This window comes from Mycobacterium kansasii ATCC 12478 (genome assembly GCF_000157895.3).
GTDB lineage: Bacteria > Actinomycetota > Actinomycetes > Mycobacteriales > Mycobacteriaceae > Mycobacterium > Mycobacterium kansasii.
On sequence record NC_022663.1, the window covers coordinates 1,036,224 to 1,056,833 of the forward strand.

16 protein-coding genes and 1 tRNA gene are annotated in these 20,610 nt (G+C 66.5%); 9 read left to right on the forward strand and 8 right to left on the reverse strand.

Annotated features, from left to right (window positions below):
- Nucleotides 1-261 precede the first annotated feature (261 nt).
- The gene (locus MKAN_RS04440) at nt 262-4,449 is read left to right on the forward strand and encodes a bifunctional nitrate reductase/sulfite reductase flavoprotein subunit alpha (protein WP_036393055.1); all 4,188 of its coding nucleotides are present in this window, start codon (nt 262-264) and stop codon (nt 4,447-4,449) included.
- A gap of 98 nt (nt 4,450-4,547) precedes the next feature.
- Nucleotides 4,548-6,188 carry an NAD-dependent malic enzyme gene (locus tag MKAN_RS04445; protein ID WP_023365578.1) on the forward strand — a complete coding sequence of 547 codons (1,641 nt, stop codon included), beginning with the start codon at nt 4,548-4,550 and terminating at the stop codon, nt 6,186-6,188.
- Between the two features lie 18 nt (nt 6,189-6,206).
- Here the strand turns inward: MKAN_RS04445 and MKAN_RS04450 are convergent, their stop codons facing one another.
- Nucleotides 6,207-8,126, reverse strand: a complete 1,920-nt coding sequence (locus MKAN_RS04450; protein ID WP_023365580.1) for a family 2A encapsulin nanocompartment cargo protein cysteine desulfurase — start codon at nt 8,124-8,126, stop codon at nt 6,207-6,209.
- Complete coding sequence (locus MKAN_RS04455) at nt 8,113-9,036, reverse strand: family 2A encapsulin nanocompartment shell protein (protein WP_023365582.1); 924 nt, start codon at nt 9,034-9,036, stop codon at nt 8,113-8,115. The genes MKAN_RS04450 and MKAN_RS04455 overlap by 14 nt, the downstream gene beginning before the upstream one ends.
- Nucleotides 9,037-9,398: 362 nt before the next feature.
- Between MKAN_RS04455 and MKAN_RS04460 the strand changes: the two genes are divergently transcribed.
- From MKAN_RS04460 to MKAN_RS04480, 5 genes are read left to right on the forward strand one after another with little or no spacing between them, the layout of a single operon-like run.
- Nucleotides 9,399-10,685: a TQXA domain-containing protein gene (locus MKAN_RS04460; protein ID WP_023365584.1), complete on the forward strand. Its 1,287-nt coding sequence runs from the start codon at nt 9,399-9,401 to the stop codon at nt 10,683-10,685.
- Entirely contained in the window at nt 10,682-11,614 is a 933-nt protein-coding gene (gene cysK, locus MKAN_RS04465) for a cysteine synthase A (protein WP_023365586.1), read from the forward strand. Before MKAN_RS04460 ends, cysK begins: the two co-directional genes overlap by 4 nt.
- A 2-nt stretch (nt 11,615-11,616) precedes the next feature.
- Entirely contained in the window at nt 11,617-12,303 is a 687-nt protein-coding gene (gene cysE / locus MKAN_RS04470; RefSeq protein WP_023365588.1) for a serine O-acetyltransferase, read from the forward strand.
- Nucleotides 12,304-12,354: 51 nt separating this feature from the next.
- A complete protein-coding gene (locus MKAN_RS04475) occupies nt 12,355-12,774 on the forward strand; it encodes a thioredoxin family protein (RefSeq protein ID WP_036393047.1) in 420 nt (139 codons plus the stop codon).
- Between the two features lie 26 nt (nt 12,775-12,800).
- Nucleotides 12,801-13,268, forward strand: a complete 468-nt coding sequence (locus MKAN_RS04480; protein WP_023365591.1) for a DUF4395 domain-containing protein — start codon at nt 12,801-12,803, stop codon at nt 13,266-13,268.
- Nucleotides 13,269-13,272: 4 nt separating this feature from the next.
- On the opposite strand, the gene MKAN_RS04485 is transcribed toward MKAN_RS04480, so the two are convergent.
- Nucleotides 13,273-13,348, reverse strand: a tRNA-Asn gene (locus MKAN_RS04485).
- A gap of 193 nt (nt 13,349-13,541) precedes the next feature.
- On the opposite strand from MKAN_RS04485, the gene MKAN_RS04490 reads away from it, so the two are divergent.
- Complete coding sequence (locus MKAN_RS04490) at nt 13,542-13,808, forward strand: hypothetical protein (RefSeq protein ID WP_042313320.1); 267 nt, start codon at nt 13,542-13,544, stop codon at nt 13,806-13,808.
- A 21-nt stretch (nt 13,809-13,829) separates the two neighbouring features.
- On the opposite strand, the gene dnaG is transcribed toward MKAN_RS04490, so the two are convergent.
- Together dnaG and MKAN_RS04500 are read right to left on the reverse strand one after the other, a co-directional pair.
- A complete protein-coding gene (gene dnaG / locus MKAN_RS04495) occupies nt 13,830-15,770 on the reverse strand; it encodes a DNA primase (protein WP_023365594.1) in 1,941 nt (646 codons plus the stop codon).
- A 16-nt stretch (nt 15,771-15,786) separates the two neighbouring features.
- Nucleotides 15,787-17,070, reverse strand: coding sequence for a deoxyguanosinetriphosphate triphosphohydrolase (locus MKAN_RS04500; protein WP_023365596.1), 1,284 nt, complete (start codon nt 17,068-17,070; stop codon nt 15,787-15,789).
- Nucleotides 17,071-17,192: 122 nt separating this feature from the next.
- Here MKAN_RS04500 and MKAN_RS04505 point away from each other — a divergent pair, with 122 nt between their 5' ends.
- Complete coding sequence (locus tag MKAN_RS04505; protein WP_023365598.1) at nt 17,193-19,202, forward strand: TPM domain-containing protein; 2,010 nt, start codon at nt 17,193-17,195, stop codon at nt 19,200-19,202.
- Between the two features lie 195 nt (nt 19,203-19,397).
- Here the strand turns inward: MKAN_RS04505 and MKAN_RS04510 are convergent, their stop codons facing one another.
- The 3 genes from MKAN_RS04510 to MKAN_RS04520 all read right to left on the reverse strand — a co-directional run bounded on the left by MKAN_RS04510 (nt 19,398) and on the right by MKAN_RS04520 (nt 20,488).
- Nucleotides 19,398-19,682 (reverse strand): WXG100 family type VII secretion target, encoded by a 285-nt coding sequence (locus MKAN_RS04510; protein ID WP_023363993.1) that lies wholly within the window; start codon nt 19,680-19,682, stop codon nt 19,398-19,400.
- Nucleotides 19,683-19,720: 38 nt separating this feature from the next.
- Nucleotides 19,721-20,017 (reverse strand): WXG100 family type VII secretion target, encoded by a 297-nt coding sequence (locus tag MKAN_RS04515; RefSeq protein WP_036393043.1) that lies wholly within the window; start codon nt 20,015-20,017, stop codon nt 19,721-19,723.
- A gap of 147 nt (nt 20,018-20,164) precedes the next feature.
- A complete protein-coding gene (locus MKAN_RS04520) occupies nt 20,165-20,488 on the reverse strand; it encodes a hypothetical protein (RefSeq protein ID WP_089025206.1) in 324 nt (107 codons plus the stop codon).
- Nucleotides 20,489-20,610: the final 122 nt, after the last annotated feature.

Genomic DNA, 20,610 nt, shown 5'->3' on the forward strand with positions numbered 1-20,610 from the left:
TCGCGGGTAATCTGACCTCGAGATCACCGGTCGATGACGACCCGGGGATGACCGGCTCGGCTTGACGGCCCGGCAGACGTGTTCGCCGAGTTCCAGCAACGCACTGGGACGGCTAACCCGCTGCGAGGAAACCGTAAAACGGCCGAAACGTCCGACATCCCGTACCGAAACATCCTTGTCGCAGGATTTGGCGAATACACCGTTGCGCAGTGGTGCGTAGCAGCGGTTGCAGAAAGGACGTAAGGCGTGGCCAGGGAACTCATGGCGCCCGGTAAGGACGCCGTGGAGACTATGTGCGCCTATTGCGGCGTGGGCTGCGGCATTGTGCTAGAGGTCACAACGGACTCGGCAACCGGAAAGCGCCACATTGCCAAGTCAATTGGCCGCACCTCACATCCGGCTAATTCTGGGCGGTTGTGCACCAAGGGCGCCACCACCGCCGACCTGCTCGCCGCACCGGGACGCCTGGAGTCGGCATACCTGCGTAACGACCGCGGGGAGCCCCTCGAACCCGTCGCCATCGACGCTGCGATCACCCACTGCGCCAAGCGGTTACGCGCCATCATCGATGAGCACGGCCCGGACGCCGTCGCGGTGTACGTCTCGGGACAGATGTCCATCGAGGCCCAGTACCTGGCCAACAAGCTGACCAAGGGGTTCATCGGCACCAACCAGATCGAGGCGAATTCGCGGCTGTGCATGGCCGGTGCCAGTTCGGGTTACAAGCTGTCGTTGGGAGCAGACGGACCGCCCGGCTCGTATGAGGATTTCGATCAGGCCGACGTGTTTTTCGTCATCGGCGCCAATATGGCCGACTGCCACCCGATCCTGTTCCTGCGGATGATGGAACGCGTTCAAGCGGGCGCCAAATTGATCGTCGTGGACCCGCGCCGCACCGCGACCGCGGACAAGGCGGACCTGTTCCTGCAGATCGCCCCCGGAACCGACCTGGCGCTGCTCAACGGCTTACTGCAGCTGATCGTCGAAAACGGCCACACAGACCCGCATTTCATCGCCGAGTTCACCGAGGGCTGGGAGGTGATGCCGAGCTTTCTCGAGCAGTTCACACCCGAGGTGGTCTCCGAAATCACCGGCATCCCTGTCGAAGACATTCGCACTGCAGCGCGCTGGATCGGCGAGGCCGCAAATTGGATGAGCTGCTGGACGATGGGACTCAATCAGAGCACCCATGGCACCTGGAACACCAATGCGCTGTGCAACCTGCATCTGGCCACCGGCGCGATCTGCAAGCCGGGCAATGGCCCCTTCTCCCTCACCGGGCAGCCCAATGCCATGGGCGGACGCGAAATGGGTTACATGGGTCCGGGTCTGCCGGGCCAGCGCTCGGTGCTCTCGGCCGCCGACCGCGAATTCGTGGAGCAGCAGTGGGGCATTGCCCACGGGTCCCTGCGCACCGACGTCAGCGCCGGTGTGGTCGACATGTTCTCCCGGATGGCCGCCGGCGACATCAAGGCATGCTGGATCATGTGCACCAATCCCGTTGCCACTGTGGCTAATCGGAAGACGGTGCTGGCCGGGCTGGAGAAGGCCGAACTGGTGATCACCCAGGACTCGTTCGCGGAGACCGAGACCAACGAGTACGCAACCGTGTTGCTGCCCGCCGCGCTGTGGACCGAGTCCGAGGGGGTGATGGTCAATTCCGAGCGGACCATGACGTTGTTCCAGAAGGCCGTCGAGCCGGTCGGACAGGCGCTGCCGGACTGGCAGATCATTGCCCGGATCGCTTGCGAGATGGGCTATTCGGAGTCGTTCAGCTACCAATCCGCCGCCGACGTGTTCGACGAAATCACGCGGTTCTCGAACCCGGCAACCGGATATGACCTGCGAGGCATCAGCTACGACAGGTTGCGGCAGACACCGTTGCAGTGGCCCTGCCCACCAGACAGCAGTGGCCGCAACCCGATCCGCTACCGCAACGACGGGGTCAGCCAGACACGGTTGGTGCGCGACGACGGCACGGTGCCGCGGTTGGCTTTCCCGACCGCCAGCGGACGTGCGGTGTTCTTCGCCCGCCCCCATCTGCTGCCCGACGAGATGCCCGACGGTGACTACCCGTTCCTGCTCAACACCGGACGCCTGCCGCACCAATGGCACACGCTGACCAAGACCGGCAAGGTCGCCAAACTCAACAAACTCAACCCGGGCCCGCTGGTCGAGATCCACCCCGATGACGCCACGCGGCTGCAGATCCGCGACGGTGACCACGTCGAGATAGCGTCTCGCCGCGGCCGCGCGGTGCTGCCTGCCCTGGTCACCGACCGGGTGCGGCCCGGCAACTGTTTTGCCCCGTTCCACTGGAACGACGTCTTCGGCGAGTACCTCTCGATCAATGCGGTCACCAACGACGCCGTCGACCCGATATCGCGGCAACCGGAATACAAGGCGTGTGCGGTCACCTTGACGAAGGTTGCCCAACGCGCAGCCGAGCCACCTTCGGCAGACGAACCCAGCGAGGCCGGCGCACCCGAACCGGTACTCACCGACACCCCGCGCCTCGATCTGGCCGACGTCGACGCACTCGCCGAATTCCTCGGAGTGGCAACCGAACCGATGCCCCAGTTCGGTCCGTTCGCTCGTTCCTACCTTGCCGGTTTACTGGCGGGGCTGCGCACCGAAACCGGTCGGCGGATGGCCGGGGTGCCCACCGTGCCGGTCAGCGCTCCCTTCGATACCCCCACCCGGCTATGGCTGGACGGCTTGCTCGCGGGAATGTTCGCGCGCACCGAGACGCCGCAACCGGTGCCGGTCGCCCGACCTCGCGCCGCCGACGCTCACCCCGAAGAGCCCGCCGAGGCAACCGCGCCGATCGTGGTGTTGTGGGCGTCGCAAACCGGGACCGCGGAAGAGTTCGCCGCCGATGTCGCCGCGCAACTGCGCGCGGCCCAGCTGCCGGTCGCGTTGCACGGCATGGACGAGTTCCCGGTGTCGCGGCTGCCGACGGTTGAGCAGCTGTTACTGATCACCAGCACCACCGGGGACGGCGAGCCACCGGACAACGGCTCAGCCTTCTGGCGGGCGCTGACGACTGAAACCGCGCCGGAGCTGGCCGGTATCCGCTATGCCGTCCTGGCGCTGGGCGACTCCAACTATGCCAACTTCTGCGGTCACGGGCGCGCACTGGACCAGCGTCTGGCCGAACTGGGAGCGACCCGCATCATCGACCGCGTCGACTGCGAACCCGACTACGAGGATCCCGCCGCCGGCTGGCTGAGCCGGGTTCTGCGCGAGCTGCGCAGCTCGGTGTCGACCACGGTCACACCACGTCACATCTCACCGACGGCTACCCGAACACCACCGGCGTTCACGAAAAAGAACCCACTGATCACCAACGTGGTCCGAAATACCATGCTCAGTAAGCCGCGGTCAGGAAAAGACGTGCGGCAGTTGGTTTTTCACGCTCCCGAGCAAGCGGTCAGTTACGAAGCCGGCGACGCGCTGGGGGTGTGGCCCCGCAACGACAGCCGGCTGGTCGACGAATGGCTGACGGTGACCGGACTGAATGGCCACACCGAAGTCGACGTCGTCAACCACGGGTCGATGTCGCTGCGCGCGGCGTTGACCGATCGGCTCGAGATCGCGCACATCAGTCCCGCCCTGCTGCGCTTCGTCCAGCAACGCACCGCAGACCGCGACGTCGCCGACCAGCTCGCCGACCTGATGTGCCCGGAAAACAAAGCTGCCCTTGATGATTGGTCCTGGGGTCGGCAGTCGGTCGACCTGCTGGCGCAGGCGCCGGTCACCGCGACCGCCGACGAGTGGCTAGCCGTACTCAAACCGCTTCAGCCGCGGCTGTATTCGATATCGTCCAGCCCCAAACAGCACCCGGGGGAAGTGCACCTGACCGTGTCGCCGGTGCGGTACAACTTCCAGGGCGTGCCGCGGCGCGGGGTGTGCTCGACCTATCTGGCCGACCGCTCCCCCAGCGACGAGATCGCGGTCTATGTGAAGAAAGCCAGCAGCTTTCGGTCGCCCAGTGATCCGCACACGCCGATGATCATGATCGGTCCCGGAACCGGTATCGCGCCTTTTCGGGCGTTCCTGCAGGAGCGACGCGCGCTCGGCCACACCGGACCGAACTGGTTGTTCTTCGGGGAACGCCACGCCGCCACCGACTTCTACTATCGCGAGGAGATCCAGGCGATGCATGCCGACGGCTTCCTCACCGAACTCGATCTTGCGTTCTCGCGCGATCAGCGGGAGAAGGTCTACGTGCAGCATCTGATGCGCCGGCGCGGAGCGCAGCTGTGGCAATGGCTGCAGGACGGAGCGCAACTATACGTGTGCGGCAACGCCGATCCGATGGCCAAAGATGTCGACCGCACGCTCTGCGACATCGCCGCCGAGCATGGACATCTCGATACCGAAGCGGCCACCGCCTACGTACGGTCGCTGAGCGCGGCCAAGCGCTACCACCGCGACGTGTACTAACCACTAACCCAGAACTCGCACTTGGTGGACTCTTCGGGGCGCGTCCAGGCCCCCGGCGTTACCGTGGCTTGACGCGTCAGGTCACGGACGGAGATGTGATGAGCGATGCCCACGTGCCCCGGTTTCCGGCAGCACTGTCCACGCCCAGTCTCAATCGCGGGGTCGGCTTCACCCACGAGCAACGCCGGCAGCTCGGCCTCGTCGGTCGCCTTCCGGCCGCGGTACTCACCCTGGACCAACAGGCCGACCGGGTATGGCATCAACTGCAGAGCCTGGCCACCGATCTGGGCCGCAACCTGCTGCTCGAACAGCTGCATTACCGCCACGAACTGCTCTACTACAAGGTGCTGATCGACCATCTGCCCGAACTGATGCCGGTGGTGTATACGCCGACGGTCGGCGAAGCGATCCAACGGTTCTCGGATGAATACCGTGGGCAACGCGGCCTGTTCCTGAGCATCGACGAACCCGACGACATCGCGGCGGCCTTCGAAACCCTGGGGCTCGGACCAGACGACGTCGACCTGATCGTCTGCACCGACGCCGAAGCCATCCTGGGCATCGGCGACTGGGGCGTCGGCGGCATCCAGATCGCGGTGGGCAAACTGGCGCTCTACACCGCCGGTGGCGGCATCGATCCGCGCCGCTGCCTGGCGGTGTCGCTCGACGTCGGCACCGATAACGAGCAGCTGCTGCAGGACCCGTTCTATCTGGGTAATCGGCACGCCCGGCGCAGCGGCGCCGAATACGACGAGTTCATCAAGCGCTACATCGAGACAGCCCACCGGATGTTTCCGCGGGCAATGCTGCACTTCGAGGACTTCGGGCCGGCCAACGCGCGGATGATCCTGCAGACCTACGGTGTGCAGTACAGCGTGTTCAACGACGACGTGCAAGGTACCGGCGCGGTGGTGGTGGCCGCCATCGACGGGGGATCGCACGTCACCGGCGTCCCGGTCCGCGACCAGAAGGTGATCGTCTTCGGGGCCGGCACCGCGGGAATGGGTGTCGCCGACCAGATCCGGGACGCCATGGTGGCCGACGGCGCCACCGTCGAGCAGGCGGCGTCGCAGATCTGGGCCATCGACAAGCAGGGGCTGCTGTTCGACGACATGGAGGGTCTGCGGGAATTCCAGCTGCCCTACGCCAAAAACCGTAACCGGCTGGGCGTCCAGGCACGGATCGGACTGGTCGACGCGATCAAGCTGGCCTCGCCGACCGTGTTGCTCGGCTCCTCGACGGTCTCCGGCGCGTTCACCCAGGAGGTCGTCGAAGCGATGACGGCATCGTGCGAACGCCCGATGATCTTCCCGCTGTCCAATCCCACCTCGCGGATGGAAGCCATGCCGGCCGACGTCCTGACGTGGTCGAACGGAAAGGCTCTAGTTGCTACCGGTACCCCGGTCGCGCCCGTCGAATACGACGGCACCACCTACACCATCGGCCAGGCCAACAACGTGCTGGTGTTTCCGGGCATCGGTCTGGGCGTCGTCGTGGCCGGAGCCCGGCTGCTGACCCAGGGCATGCTGCGTGCGGCGGCCAAAGCCCTTGCGCGCCGGGCTAATCCGACCAAGACCGGGGACTCGCTGTTGCCCGACGTTCAGGATCTCCGCGGGATTTCTGCGACGGTCGCCGAGGCCGTCTATCACGCCGCAGTCGACGACGGCGTAGCCACCAAGGCCCATGACGACGTCGCGCGAGCCATCGTCGAGACCATGTGGCTGCCGGTCTACGACTGAATGCGGCCGTAATCCCGCTCAGCCGGCGTTCGTACCGCCCTCGGCGATACGGCGTACCGCGCTGATGAACACGTCGACCTCGTCGAAGGTGTTGTAGAAGGCGAACGACGGGCGAACCGTGGCCTCCAACCCGTAGCGACGCAGGATCGGCTGGGCGCAGTGATGGCCGGCGCGCACCGCGATGCCCTCGGCGTTGAGTGCCTTGCCCACCTCGAGAGGCTCATGGCCGGCCAGCACGAACGACAACACACTGGCCTTCTCGGTCGCGGTGCCCACCAGGCGGACACCGGGGACATCGGCCAGTCGCGGGGTCGCATACTGCAACAGCGCGTGCTCGTAGGCGGCGATACGCTCGACACCCACCCGCTCGACGTAACGCAATGCCTCCCCGAGACCCACCGCATCGGCGATGTTGCCGGTGCCGGCTTCGAACTTACTCGGCGGCCCCTGATACAGCGAGCGCTCCATGGTGACGTCGGTGATCATGTTGCCACCCCCCTGCCAGGGCGGTGTCTCGGCGAGAGCGTCCTCGCGCCCGTAGAGCACACCGATTCCGGTGGGGCCGTAGACCTTGTGCCCGGAGAACGCGAAGAAATCGGCTCCGAGCTCGGCAACGTCGATCGGCAGGTGCGGAATCGACTGGGCACCGTCGATCAGCACCCGGGCGCCGTATCGGTGTCCGAGCTCGACAATCTGGTGTACCGGTGTCACGGTGCCCAAGGCATTCGAGACATGAGTTGCCGCAACGAGTTTGGTCTTCGGACCCAGCAGCGCCTCGAACTCCGACAGCAGCAGATTGCCGGCTTCATCAACCGGTGCCACTTTCAGCACGGCACCGGTCTGCTGCGAAATAAGTTGCCACGGAACGATATTGGCGTGGTGCTCCAAGTGGGTGATGACGATCTCGTCACCCGGGCGCAGATGTTTTCCACCCCATGCGTAGGCCACCAGATTGATGGCCTCGGTGGTGCCGCGGACAAAAATGATCTCTTCGTCGCGGGCGGCGCCGATGAAGCGGCGGATGGTGTCGCGCGCCTCTTCGTAGGCATCGGTGGCCCGGGCCGCCAGCTCGTGCGCGGCGCGGTGGATGTTGGAGTTTTCGTGGGCGTAGAAGTGCGCGAGCCGGTCGATGACCACTTGCGGCTTTTGGGTGGTCGCCGCGTTGTCGAACCAGATCAACGGCTTACCGTGGACCGTCTCCCGAAGGATCGGAAAGTCGGCACGCACGGCCTCGACGTCGAAGACATCGATCGCCCGGTGATCGTCGTCCGGCTTAGGCACCGAGTCGGCCTCGGTCAGCAACGGGGTGAGGAAGGAGTAGCTGCGCTCGTCACCGAGCGGCCGGTCGCGGCGGGCCGGTACGGTGTCGGACCAACCGAGGTCGCCGACCGACAGCGCCGCACGTGGCCATTCGGGCCGCAGGACCGGTATCGAGCCGTGCGGAGCCACCGGAACGCGGGGCGCCGCTCCGGCCAGCACCCCCGGCACCGTCGGCACGATGCCCGAAGTCGGTACCGCGAACGTCGTCAGCTCACCGGCACCCGGTGGGTAGCGATCCGCCACCCCGGCAGCGGTGGTGGCCGCCGATGGCGCTGCCGTCGTATCCGGAACACTTCCGCGCGGAGCTACCGGTGCCGTCTGGGGCAGCCCCTCGGGCTCCGGTGACGCCGGCGCCGGCAAGTAGATGTCGGCTACGCCGACGGACGGAACCGCAGCCGGCACCACGTCGAACGCGCCGGCGGTTGCCCGCCCGGCCGCCGCTGCGGCCGTCATGTCGGGCATGTTGCCGCGCGGGGCCACCGGAGCCGCCTGCGGCGGGCTGTCGAAGCCCGGCCGAATGCCGGCAGCGTAGAGCTGACCGGCCAATGCGGCCAGCTCCGCGGCGCTGATCGGCGCCTCACCTGCGGCGTCTGGCGGCAGGTACTCACTTGTACTCATGGAACTGGTCCACCGCCACGTCGTCGAGCACGGCAAGCGCATCGTCGGTGAGCACGGCCAACGACGTGTAAAGAGTCACCAGATAGGTCGCGATCGCCGATTGGTTGATGCCGGTGAACCGCACCGACAGCCCCGGCGCCTGCTCCCCCACCAGCCCGGGCTGGAACAGGCCCACCACGCCCTGGCGTTCTTCGCCGGTGCGCACCAGGATGAACTTGGTCTTGCCGTCGACAACCGGCACCTTGTCCGAGGGAATCAATGGGATGCCGCGCCAGGTGATGAACTGCGCGCCGAACAGGCTCACCACCGGCGGCGGCACACCACGGTAGGTGGCCTCACGGCCGAACGCCGCGATGCCCTGGGGGTGGGTCAGGAAAAAGCTGGGCGTCTTCCAGACCTTGGTGATCAGCGCGTCCAGATCGTCCGGCGTGGGCGCACCGGCCAGGGTCCGGATGGTCTGCCCGGGTGTCGCCTGGGCAAGCAAGCCGTACTCGGGGCTGTTGACCAGTTCGAACTCCTGGCGCTCCTTGATGGTTTCGATGGTCAGTCGCAACTGCTGCGCGATCTGGTCATGCGGACTGGAGTAGAGGTCGGACACCCGGGTGTGGATGTCGAGCAGCGTGGAGATGGTTCGCAGCGTGTACTCCCGCGGGCTGGTCTCATAGTCGACGTAGGTCTCCGGCAGCGGCCCGTCCGTGCCGGCGCCCGCCTCGGCCTTGATCGCCACCCGCTCGGGGTTGATCACCCGGTTCACCCGATAGATACCCGCTTCCACCGGCACCCAGCTGAGCAGATGCAGCAACCAGCGGGGCGTGATCGTCGACAGCTGCGGGACGGTCTTGGTGGCGTTGGCAAGCTGCCTGGCAGCAAGATCACCCAGTGCCTGAGACTCGTTTTGCGGCGAACTCATCGTTGTCCTTCCGTGCATGATCGATCCCTGCGCAGGCGCCGGGCCTGGAGGTCGGGTGCATTCTCGGGCGCAATCATCGTCGGTCGCGCCCCGACGTCCGCTGAGCGTATTCGACGCGGTTGGCCGGGCAAAGCGTTACATCATCGCTGAGCCGAACGTCAGATACGCGGCATGCCTTATAGTGGATGCCATGCAACAGGCCGTACCGCTGCGCTTTGTCCTTACGCGCTGCATCGCCGCGGACTGTTGTTGTTGCTGTTGATTCCTGACGTCTTCTGACCGTTCAGCAATCGTCGCGCTGCGGCGCTTCACGCCTTGATGACGCGCGCGACCCAAAGTCTTCAGGAAGAGCAACCGCCCCTATGACTGTCTTGTCCATCCCGCACCGCGCGCCGGCTCCGGTGGCGACCCGTCGGCGCATCCGGTTACGACCGGCCACCGAGTTGACCCGGATGACCCGCTACCGAGGCGGGACGTACTCACACACCGTCGACCGGATCGTGTTCGCCGACGGCACCACCGCCCGCACCGACCTGATCAGGTTGAACCCGAACGTGCAGGCCTACTCGCTGGATTTCACCGGCGTCGCACCACACCAGCCGTCGCCCTACCGCCTGGGCACCTGGTCCGCGCTGCCACATCTGCGCACCCGCGACTGCGAAGCCGAGGTGGACTGGATCCTGCGCAACTCCTTCCCGGTGTGCCCGATCGCCGAGCTGAGCCGGCGGCTACGCGCCGCCGGGTATCCGCTGGGGCCGGCCAACATCAGCGAACACGAAGCCATCGCCGCAACGCAGGCGGCGATCTGGTGCTTCACCAACGGCATGGCGCTGGACACCCGCCCGCTCAATGCCCCCGTCGCGGTGCACCGCGGACCGGGACCGGTGCTCACCTTCGAATTCGACGGGCGGCCACAGCTGGGCGGCTATTCACTGTGGACGGCGTCCGACACCCCCGTGGCGGTGAAGCTGCAAAAGTCGACGGATGGCGTTGTCTGGCAAGACATCTCCGGATCCCAACTGACCACCGATGCCGGCCGCGGGCGCTACCAGCGCACCCTCGGCGTCGGCAGCACCTTGTCGACCAGCAGCCACGGATACGGCGCGCACGGCTACCGCTGCTACCGGCTGGTCGCCACCTCCGACACCACGCCGGTGATCGACCACGTCGACTTCTGGCTGACCGGTTCCAGCCACTATCGCAACGCCGACCGTGTCGTGCACCTCTACAACTATCTGCTCGCGGGGGCATACACGGCCTTGAGAGACGACGGCGAACCGCACCTCCTCGACACCGCCGCCGCTGTCGACTCGGAACTCGTGGGGCCGTTCCGGGTCCGAATTCCGTTGACGTTCAGCGTGCCTGACGGCCACGAGCTGGTCGACGCCGACGGGCGTGCCGTCACCGGAACCGTTCAGCCCGGTGCGGACTTCTACCTGCGCCGAGCACCCGGCACCACGGCGACGACACTGACTGCCACGACTACCCACCACGTGGGTGGACGGGTGCTGACCGGAGTGGCATTGGAGAGTACAACTCAGCGGCTCACGCCGGTTGCGCTGACGACACCCGTGCACGTGACAATCGAGTTCGACATCAACTGGCAGGCCGCCGAGGCCCGCGCCGACATCGCTGGAGACCGCCAATGACGATCGCCGAAAACATCACCCAGCTGATCGGGGGCACGCCGCTGGTCCGGCTGCGACGGGTCACCGACGGCGCAGTGGCGGACGTGGTGGCCAAGCTGGAATCCTTCAATCCGGCGGGAAGTGTGAAAGACCGCATCGGGGTAGCCATGATCGACGCCGCCGAGAAAGCGGGCCTGATCAAGCCGGACACCATCATCCTGGAGCCGACCAGCGGGAACACCGGCATCGCGCTGGCGATGGTGGCCGCCGCGCGCGGCTACAAGTGCGTGCTCACCATGCCCGACACCATGAGCATCGAGCGACGCATGCTGCTGCGCGCTTACGGCGCCGAACTCGTGCTCACCCCCGGCGCCGACGGCATGGCAGGCGCCATTGCCAAGGCCGAAGAACTGGCCAAGACCGACGAGCGGTATTTCATCCCGCAGCAATTCGAAAATCCGGCCAACCCCGCGGTCCACGCCGTGACCACTGCGGAGGAGGTGTGGAAGGACACCGACGGCAAGGTCGACGTCTTCGTGTCGGGCATCGGCACCGGCGGCACCATCACCGGTGTCGCGCAGGTCATCAAGGAACGCAGGCCGTCGGCGCAGTTCGTCGCCGTGGAACCGGCCGCGTCGCCGGTGCTGTCCGGGGGCCAGAAGGGACCACACCCGATCCAGGGCATCGGCGCCGGGTTCGTCCCGCCGGTGCTCGACATGGGCTTGGTCGACGAGGTCATCACCGTGGCCAACGACGACGCGTTCAACCTGGCCCGGCGGCTGGCCACGGAGGAAGGTCTGCTCGTCGGCATCTCCTCGGGCGCGGCCGCGTGGGCCGCGGTGGAAGTGGCCCGTCGGCCGGAGAACGCCGGCAAACTCGTGGTCGTCGTACTTCCCGACTTTGGCGAGCGTTATCTGAGCACGGCGTTGTTCGCGGATCTGAGTGATTGACCATGCTGGCAGAGATACGGCGCGACATCCGGGTGGCCAGGCAGCGCGACCCGGCCCGGCCGACCGCTTTGGAGGTCGTTTTCTGCTATCCGGGTGTCCACGCGGTGTGGGGCCACCGGATCAGCCACTGGCTATGGCTGCGCGGCGCACGGTTGGCCGCCCGGGCGTTGGCGGAACTCACCCGCATCCTGACCGGTGTCGACATCCATCCCGGCGCTGTCCTGGGCTCGGGCCTGTTCATCGATCACGCGACCGGCGTGGTCATCGGTGAGACCGCCGAAGTGGGCGACGACGTCACGCTCTACCACGGCGTCACGCTCGGCGGCACCGGAACGGACATCGGTAAGCGCCACCCCACGGTCGGTGACCGGGTGATCATCGGGGCCGGCGCCAAGATCCTCGGCCCGATCAAGATCGGCGACGGCAGCCGGATCGGCGCCAACTCCGTTGTGGTCAAAGAGGTTCCGTCCGCCGCGGTGGTGGTCGGCGTCCCCGGGCAGGTCATCAGCCGCAACGGTTCGTCCAGACACGACGACTCGGTGTTGCCCGATTTGGTGGGGGTCAGCCTCCAGTCGCTGCTCAGCCGGGTGGCCAGGCTGGAGGCCAAAGCCGACCACCACCCGCCGGCCGGACGGGTGATCCGGCCGCCCGAAGCCGGTGTATGGCATGGCGAAGATTTCTCCATCTGATCTATCTGAGGACGACCCGACTATGACGACGACGAATAGCATGGCGAGCCGATGAGCTCGATCGCAATGGCCTCGGCGGCGCTCATCGCAGCGTTGACAGGTGCGACGGCGATCGGTTGGACGGTCAATCGACGGTCCGGCGTGCTGCGCGAAACCGGCGCCGCAGTTCATCAGGACGCCTCCGATCTCGGCTTGTCCGACACCGGTCCCACCGTCGTGCACTTCAGCGCCGCGTGGTGCGGTCCGTGCGCAGTGGTGCGCCGCGTGGTCGGCGAGGTGTGCGCCGGATTGCCCGATGTGGCACACGTCGAGATCGACATCGACGCCAATCCGGTGGCCGCACAGCGGATGTCTGTGCTGTCGCTCCCCACCACGTTCATCTTCGACGCGGACGGGCGGCAGCTGTACCGCACCGCGGGGGTGCCGAAGGCGGCCGATCTGCGGGCAGCATTGCAGCCCCTGCTCACCTGAGACCTTGCACAAAAGGAGCGGACTTGATGTCGAATAATGCCGGACAAGTGGACGTCCGCGGTCCGCGATTTGCCGCGTGGATCACCACGACGGTCCTCGTCGTGGCCTTGATCGTCTCGGTGTTCAGCACCAAGGCGGCGGCGGTGATACTGGTTGCCCAGGCCATCGTCTTCGCCATCAGTGCGCTGCGCGGCCCGCGCAACAGCCCCTACGGCCTGCTGTTCGCCATGCTGGTAGCGCCCCGGCTGGGACCGGTGACCGAGCGGGAACCGGTGCCACCGTTGAAGTTCGCCCAGCTGGTCGGACTTGTTTTCGCGGTCATCGGGGCCGTCGGCTTCGCTATGGCGGTCCCGGAGCTGGGCGTGGTGGCGACGTCGTTCGCGCTGTTCGCTGCGTTCCTGAACGCCGCCTTCGGCATCTGCCTCGGCTGCCAGCTCTACCCGTTGGTCGCCCGGCTCCGGCGCGCGAGGGCGGCCAATGCGCCGCATCGCTAAGACCTGGCTCCCCCGGAAGGACTCGAACCTTCAACCCTTCGGTTAACAGCCGAATGCTCTGCCAGTTGAGCTACAGGGGACCGGCGCGTCCACGAGAACGCTGTCGCGGATCGCGGGACGACTCTAGCGTACTGGCATACCCGCGCCAACTAGCGGGATCAGCCAGACTGCCAAGCCCGGTCGGTGGGCACCCGCCTCGCGGGATCGGCGCGCCCGCACCCGGGCGGATGAGGCAGGATGGAACGAACCGCGCTGATAGTCGGAGGGACCGCTTTGATCGGGTATGTCGCCGTGTTGGGGATTGGGTACGTATTGGGGGCGAAGGCCGGCCGTCGCCGCTATCAGCAGATCGCCGGCACCTACCGCGCGCTGACCGGGAGTCCCGTGGCCAGATCGATGATCGAGGGGGGCCGCCGCAAGATCGCCAATCGAATCTCCCCCGACTCGGGCTTTGTGACGGTGACCGAGATCGACGAGCAGACGGCCATCATCGAGCGGGCCGAGCGGGTGGAGCGGGTCGTCGAGCGCCAGGCGAAATAGCGCGCTGACGCCGCATCACCCTCACGCGGTCAGGTCGTTGCCGCTGGCCTGCTCCAATAAGCTGCGCCGGTAGGCTTCCATGGCCACCAGATCGCCGAACAGCGCGTGATATTCGTCGCCGTGTTCGATCGGCGACATGCGCTGCAGCTTCGATTTGACCTCGGCTATCTGCCGGCCCATCCATACCTCCTGTAGGCGGGCCAGCACTCCGCCGATATAGCGCGGCAGCTTGTCATCGTCGACCGCAATCGCCTCTACCGCCAACTCGTTGATCAGGCCGGTGGTCAACGGCGACGTGGTCTGCCGGGCCACCATGTCCATCCACTGCGCCCCGGTGACCCCCGCCGATGTCCCTCCCGCCGCCTCGATGGCCGCACGCACGGCGCAGTATCCGGGGTGGGTGAAGCTCTCGACGGTTAAGGTGTCGAAAACCGGTCCGGCCAGCGCCGGGTACTGCAGGGCCGATTTGAGCGCCTCACGTTGCGGCCACAGCGTCGGGTCGCGGGGGTCCGGACGAGCGGCGGCGGGTTCGGCCGAAGGCGCATCAGGGGGCTGCTGCGTCGCCCGCCGGGGTGCCTTCGAGCCGGGATGACCCCTGCCCGGCACCTTGGCGGGGGTTTTGGCCTGACTGCGCACCCGGTCGACGACCTGGGCGACGTCATCCCAACCGACCCAGCCGGCCAGCTGCCGGGCGTACTCGTCGCGCAGCATCGGGTCTTTGATCTGGCCCACCATCGGCACACACCGTCGCAACGCAGCCACCCTACCCTCGGCGCTGTTCAGGTCCGTCTCGGCGAGCGCGGACCGAATTGCGAACTCGAACAACGGGGTTCGTCGTGCCACCAAGTCCCGCAGGGCCGCATCGCCGGATGCCAGCCGCAGGTCGCAGGGGTCCATGCCGTCCGGGGCTACCGCTACAAAAGACTGACCCGCCAGGTTCTGTTCGCCGTCAAGGGCCTTCAGTGCGGCGGCGCGGCCGGCGGCATCGCCGTCGAAAACATAGATCAGCTCGCCGCGGAAGAAGCTGTCGTCCATCATCAGCCTGCGCAGCATGGCCAGGTGCTCGTCGCCGAATGCGGTGCCGCAGGACGCGACCGCGGTGGTGACCCCGGCCAGATGCATGGCCATCACGTCGGTATAGCCCTCGACGACCACCGCCTGATGCCCCTTGGCTATGTCACGTTTGGCCAGGTCGATGCCGAACATCACCGACGACTTCTTGTACAGCAGCGTCTCCGGGGTATTGACGTACTTGGCTTCCATCGGGTCGTCGTCGAACAGGCGCCGAGCCCCGAAACCGATCACCTCGCCGGCCGACGACCGGATGGGCCACAGCAGCCGCCGATGAAACCGGTCCATGGGACCGTGCCGGCCCTGCCGGGACAGTCCCGCCGCTTCCAGCTCCTTGAACTCAAAGCCCTTGCGCTGCAGATGTTTCGTCAGGGAGTCCCAGCCCGACGGCGCGAATCCGCAGCCGAAACGACGCGCCGCCTGGGCATCGAAGTTGCGCTGGGTCAGGTAGTGGCGGGCCGGTGCGGCCTCGTCGGACTCCAGAGCAACCGCATAGAACTCCGCCGCGGCCGCGTTGGCCGCGAGGAGTCGGCTGCGACTGCCCCGGTCGCGCTGCACACTGGTGGCCGCGCCGGTATAGCTGATGGTGTAGCCGATCCGGTCGGCCAGCAGTTCGACCGCCTCGACGAAGCTGACGTGCTCGATCTTTTGGATGAATGCATAGACGTCGCCACCTTCACCGCAGCCGAAGCAGTGGAAGTGACCGTGGTTGGGCCGCACATGAAACGACGGAGATTTCTCGTTGTGAAACGGACACAGACCGCGCAGCGAGTCCGCCCCGGCGCGCCGCAGCTGGACGTAGTCGCCGACCACGTCCTCGATGCGGGCGCCGTCACGGATGGCCGCAATGTCGCGGTCGGAAATCCTGGAGCGCCCCGCCGGACTCGACATTCGCTCATCTTAGGGCTCAGTGCAAAACCGTGGTCCGGCCCGGGAATTGACCAGCGTCGATGCGCTCCAGCCGCCCCTCGGTGTAGGAGGCGATCTGATCGACGATGACCCGCATCCGGGCGGCATCGTCGTCCGCGGTGTGGTACGCCGCGGCAAAGACCGGGTCGAGCGTCCGCGGCGCACCGGAGGATAGCCACTGCGCCACCCGGTGGATGCGTTCCCGCTGGCGAGCCTGGGCTTCCAGATGCCGTGGGTCGGACATGATGAACTGCAGCGCCAGGATTTTCAGCACCGCAACCTCGGCCCGCACCAGGTCGGGTATCTGCAGCTCGGCCTGGTAACGGGTCAACGGCCCGGAACCCGCCACGGCACGGGTGGTGGCGATCGCCGCCGAAGCAAACCGCCCCACCAGTTCGCTGGTCAATCGCTTCAGCGCGACCGACGCCGCCAACGTGGCGTCGTACTTGCCCACCGCCGCGACCACTGGCAGCGCCGACAGCCGGCGGGCGGCGGCCATCAACTCGTCGGCACCAAGGCGGCGGAATTCGCTCTGGCCCAGCCGGGCCAGCGCGGCCGCGTCGTCGTGGTCGGCGAGCACCCGCAAGTCGATGCGTTCGGAGACGACGCCATCCTCGACATCGTGGACTGAATACGCGACATCGTCGGCCCAGTCCATCACCTGCGCTTCCAGGCATGGCCGATCAGCCGGTGCGCCGGTGCGCACCCAGGCCGCCGGCTGCTGATCTTCCTCGTAGAAGCCGAACTTGCGCCGCCCGTCACCGCGCGTCCACGGGTATTTGGTGACCGCGTCCAATGCTGCGCGGGTCAGGTTCAGCCCCGCGCTGAGCCCTTGGCTATCAAGAACTTTCGGCTCAAGGCTGGTCAGGATGCGGAAGTTCTGGGCGTTGCCTTCGAAGCCGCCGCAGCAGGCCGCGACGTCGTCGAGTGCGCGCTCGCCGTTGTGCCCGTACGGCGGGTGCCCGATGTCGTGGGCCAGACCGGCCAGCTCGACAAGGTCCGGGTCGCAACCCAATCCGATCGCCATGCCCCGACCGATCTGGGCCACTTCCAGCGAATGAGTCAGCCGGGTGCGCGGGGTGTCACCTTCCCGCGGCCCGACGACTTGGGTCTTGTCGGCGAGGCGGCGCAGCGCGGCGCTGTGCAACACCCGGGCGCGGTCCCGGGCGAAGTCGGTGCGGTGCTGCCCTTCCGTGCCCGGCAGACCAGCCGACTTCGGCGGCTCGGCTACCCGCCGCTGGCGGTCGAAGTCGCCATAGGGGTCTTGCTGATTCGTGGTCACCGACCGACAGTCTGCCAGGCAGGTCGCTGCCGGTGGTGTCGTTGCGGCCCCATCCCGCAATGCGGCTGCAACCGCGCCACGCTTCCTTCGGACCGGCCTCTTTGCCGGGCTAGATTAGCCGTATGCGCATCGCTCGCCTGCTCGGCGTGGTTCTGACGGTCGTCACTGTGGGCCTCGCCGGAGGCGTGCTCCTGGCACCCCCCTCAGCCGCACAACCGCCGTTTCGGCTACCAGGCTATGTGACCGACAACGCCGGCGTGCTGAGCGGTTCTGATCGCGCCGAAGTCACATCGGCCATCAACGAGCTTTATGCCGATCGCCATATCCGGCTGTGGGTGGTCTACGTCGACAACTTCTCCGGGCAGAGCGCGATGAATTGGGGACAGAGCACTTTCCGGAGCAGCGAGCTGGGAAGCTATGACGCCCTGCTGGCCGTCGCCACCGTCGCCCGGTCCTATGTCTTCCTGGTGCCGTCCACCGTTCCAGATGTCAGCGCCGGCCAGGTTGAAGAGCTTCGCCGGAATCAGATCGAACCCGCGCTGCGCAGCGGCGACTGGGGCGGTGCCGCTGTTGCGGCGGCCAACGGACTCAACAAGTCGCCCAGTTCGTCGGGCCGGGTGACATTGCTGGTGGCTCTGGGCGTCATCGTCGTCGCGGTGGTGATCCTGCTGGTGGTGACGCGTTACCGGGCCCGCCGCCGGCGCGCTGACGCGTTGGCCGCGGCACGACGCGTGGACCCCACCGATCAGCGGGCACTGGCCGCCGTGCCGCCGGACATCCTCGACGACTTGTCCCGGTCGATGGTGGTCGCTGTCGACAATGCGGTGCGCACCAGCTCCAACGAGCTCGCAGTGGCGATCGACGAGTTCGGCCAAGAGCGTACCGCGCCGTTCACCCGGGCCGTGGACAACGCCAAAGCGGCTCTGGCCCAGGCGTTCAGCGTGCGCCAACAGCTTGACGACAGCGTTCCCGAGACACCGGCGCAACGGCGCGAGCTCTTGACCCGGGTCATCGTGTCGGCGGCGACGGCCGACCGCGAACTGGAGGCGCAGACGGAGGCCTTCGAGCAGCTGCGCGACTTGGTGATCAATGCCCCGTCCCGGCTGGACATGCTGACCCAGCAATACGTCGAACTCACCACCCGCATTGCCCCCAGCCAGCAGCGGCTGGCCGAATTGCACGACGAATTCGGCGAGACGGCGCTGACTTCCGTGGCTGGCAACGTCACCGCCGCCCAGGAACGACTGGTGTTCGCCGACCGCAACATCGGCATGGCACGTGAGCTGTCGACTCAAGCCGTCAGCGGCGGGCAATCAGGCTTGGTGGATGCCGTTCGCGCCGCTGAATCCGCGCTCGGACAGGCCCGTTCGCTACTCGACGCGGTAGACAGCGCCGCCGGTGACATCCGGCACGCCGTCACCGAGCTGCCGTCGGTCCTGGCTGATGTGACGGCGGGCATCAAGCAAGCCGACGAGCAACTGCAGAAGACACCGGGCAGCACGTCGGCACACACCCGCGAACTCGTCGCCGCGCGGGATGCGGCCGCACAAGCCCTCGAAGAGTCCCGCAACACTCGCGGCACGGGCGTCGCCGATCCGCTCGGCACTTTTGCCCGGGTGAGCAAGGCCGGCGCGGATCTGGATCGGGTCTTGACCACCGTGGCTCAGGAGCAGGCCAACGCCGAGCGACTCAACCGTTCCTTCGAGCAGGCATTGTTCACCGCGGAGTCGCGGGTGCGCGCGGTGTCGGACTATATCGATACTCGTCGCGGCAGTATCGGGCCCGAAGCACGGACCCGGCTGGCCGAGGCGAAACGTCAGCTGCACGCCGCGCGTGACAAACGTTCGACCAACGTCACCGAAGCGGTCGGTCATGCCAATGCGGCATCGACGCTGGCAGCCAACGCCCAGGCGCTGGCCAACGCCGACGTGCAGGCGGCTCAGCGCGCCTACACCCGGCAGGGCGGCGACAATGCGGGAGCGATCCTCGGCGGCATCATTATCGGGAACCTGCTCAGTGGGGGCCTGCGCGGCGGTTTCGGCGGCTGGAGCCCGACGTCGTTCGGTGGTTCTTCCAGCTCGTCCAGTGGCTCGTCCGGCGGCGGGTTCATGGGTGGCGGCGGGCGATTTTAGGGCCCTTCTAGGGCTTGACTAGGGCTGGACCAGGACTGGACCAGGGCTGGACCCGCGAATCACAGCACAAAAAAGTGCGCACACCTACGCACGAAGTATCAACTACCCGTGCGTAGGCGTGCGCAATCAACCGTAGAGGCGGATTCCGGCTGCAATACGCAGCCGGAAACGCAAACCTCTCAGATCCGGCAGAAGTCAGGCCCAGCTGGAGCCGACGGCGCTGTCGGTCTGTGCCATGTTGCTGCCGGCGGCCTGGACCTTCTGGCCGTGGGCGTTGGCCTGCTCGTAGATCACCTGGAAGTTGCGACCCAACTGGGTGATGAACTCCTGGCAAGCCACCGAACCGGCGCCGCCCCAGAAGTCGCCGGCAGCCAGCACATCGCGAACGATGGCCTGGTGCTCGGCCTCGAGCGACGCCGCCTGGGCACGAATCGTGGCGCCGTGGGCGTCGACATCGCCGAACTGGTAATTGATGGTCATTGGTCTTGTCCTCCTGAATCGAAGCTGTCGGGCCGGGGCTAGCTGCTGAGGATCTGCTGGGAGGCCTGCTCTTGCTGCTCGTAGTTGTTGGCGTCGCGGATCAGCCCGTCACGCACTCCGTGCAGCATGTTCACAATGTTGCGGAAGGCCTGGTTCATCTGGCCCATGGTGTCCAGCGAGGTGGCCTCGGCCAGACCGCTCCAGCCCGCGCCGGAGATGTTCTGCGAGGACGCCCACATCCGGCGGGCCTCGTCCTCAACCGTCTGAGCGTGCACCTCGAAGCGGCCAGCCATCGCGCGCATCGCGTGCGGGTCGGTCATAAAGCGTGTTGCCATGTTGCCTGTCTCCTTGTCAACTGGGCTTATATAGTCAACTGGGCTCTTAGTCGGGAGTTATTTGTGCAGATTGACTCCTTGTAGTGCCGACCGCGGTGATACCGAAGTCACCAAACGGTCATGAAGAACGACAGTTACCCCTTTCTCTCAACCGGCCGCCGGAGAATGCGGTACGACCCTGCTGCTACGCGGCACCTCGAACCGAGGTTCGGCATTGGCTGCCTCCCACTCGTTCCACTCCGCCCACTCGTCCCACTCGTCGGTGCTGGATTCGGCGGGTTCGGGATCCACCGCACCGGGCACGACGGCGACCTCGGCCGCTTCATCCTCTTTGGCCCAGTGGTCATAGTCATCCGGTGGGACGGCCGTACCCCAGCTGAGCGGAACCGATAACCCGCCGAGCATCCCCGACTCACCGCGCTTCGCCGACACGGCATCGGGCGGCAAGGGCGGACCAAGAGGCAAAAGCACGCTGCCCCCTTCCAGTGCCGATTCCAATAAACCAACCCTCAATGGCAACCACAAACCATCGAGCACTTCGCATCGTATGACAATGCCGCGGCCAATATCCCCATTTCTCCGATTTCTCTGCA

What these genes read in the sequence shown, in the direction of transcription:
- MKAN_RS04445 (WP_023365578.1), top strand. Translation starts at nt 4,548, where the DNA reads ATGAGCGATGCCCACGTGCCCCGGTTTCCGGCAGCACTGTCCACGCCC.
- MKAN_RS04475 (WP_036393047.1), top strand. Translation starts at nt 12,355, where the DNA reads ATGAGCTCGATCGCAATGGCCTCGGCGGCGCTCATCGCAGCGTTGACA.
- MKAN_RS04455 (WP_023365582.1), bottom strand. Translation starts at nt 9,036, where the DNA reads ATGAGTTCGCCGCAAAACGAGTCTCAGGCACTGGGTGATCTTGCTGCC.
- cysE (WP_023365588.1), top strand. Translation starts at nt 11,617, where the DNA reads ATGCTGGCAGAGATACGGCGCGACATCCGGGTGGCCAGGCAGCGCGAC.
- MKAN_RS04440 (WP_036393055.1), top strand. Translation starts at nt 262, where the DNA reads ATGGCGCCCGGTAAGGACGCCGTGGAGACTATGTGCGCCTATTGCGGC.
- MKAN_RS04480 (WP_023365591.1), top strand. Translation starts at nt 12,801, where the DNA reads ATGTCGAATAATGCCGGACAAGTGGACGTCCGCGGTCCGCGATTTGCC.
- cysK (WP_023365586.1), top strand. Translation starts at nt 10,682, where the DNA reads ATGACGATCGCCGAAAACATCACCCAGCTGATCGGGGGCACGCCGCTG.
- dnaG (WP_023365594.1), bottom strand. Translation starts at nt 15,770, where the DNA reads ATGTCGAGTCCGGCGGGGCGCTCCAGGATTTCCGACCGCGACATTGCG.
- MKAN_RS04460 (WP_023365584.1), top strand. Translation starts at nt 9,399, where the DNA reads ATGACTGTCTTGTCCATCCCGCACCGCGCGCCGGCTCCGGTGGCGACC.
- MKAN_RS04505 (WP_023365598.1), top strand. Translation starts at nt 17,193, where the DNA reads ATGCGCATCGCTCGCCTGCTCGGCGTGGTTCTGACGGTCGTCACTGTG.
- MKAN_RS04515 (WP_036393043.1), bottom strand. Translation starts at nt 20,017, where the DNA reads ATGGCAACACGCTTTATGACCGACCCGCACGCGATGCGCGCGATGGCT.
- MKAN_RS04510 (WP_023363993.1), bottom strand. Translation starts at nt 19,682, where the DNA reads ATGACCATCAATTACCAGTTCGGCGATGTCGACGCCCACGGCGCCACG.
- MKAN_RS04450 (WP_023365580.1), bottom strand. Translation starts at nt 8,126, where the DNA reads ATGAGTACAAGTGAGTACCTGCCGCCAGACGCCGCAGGTGAGGCGCCG.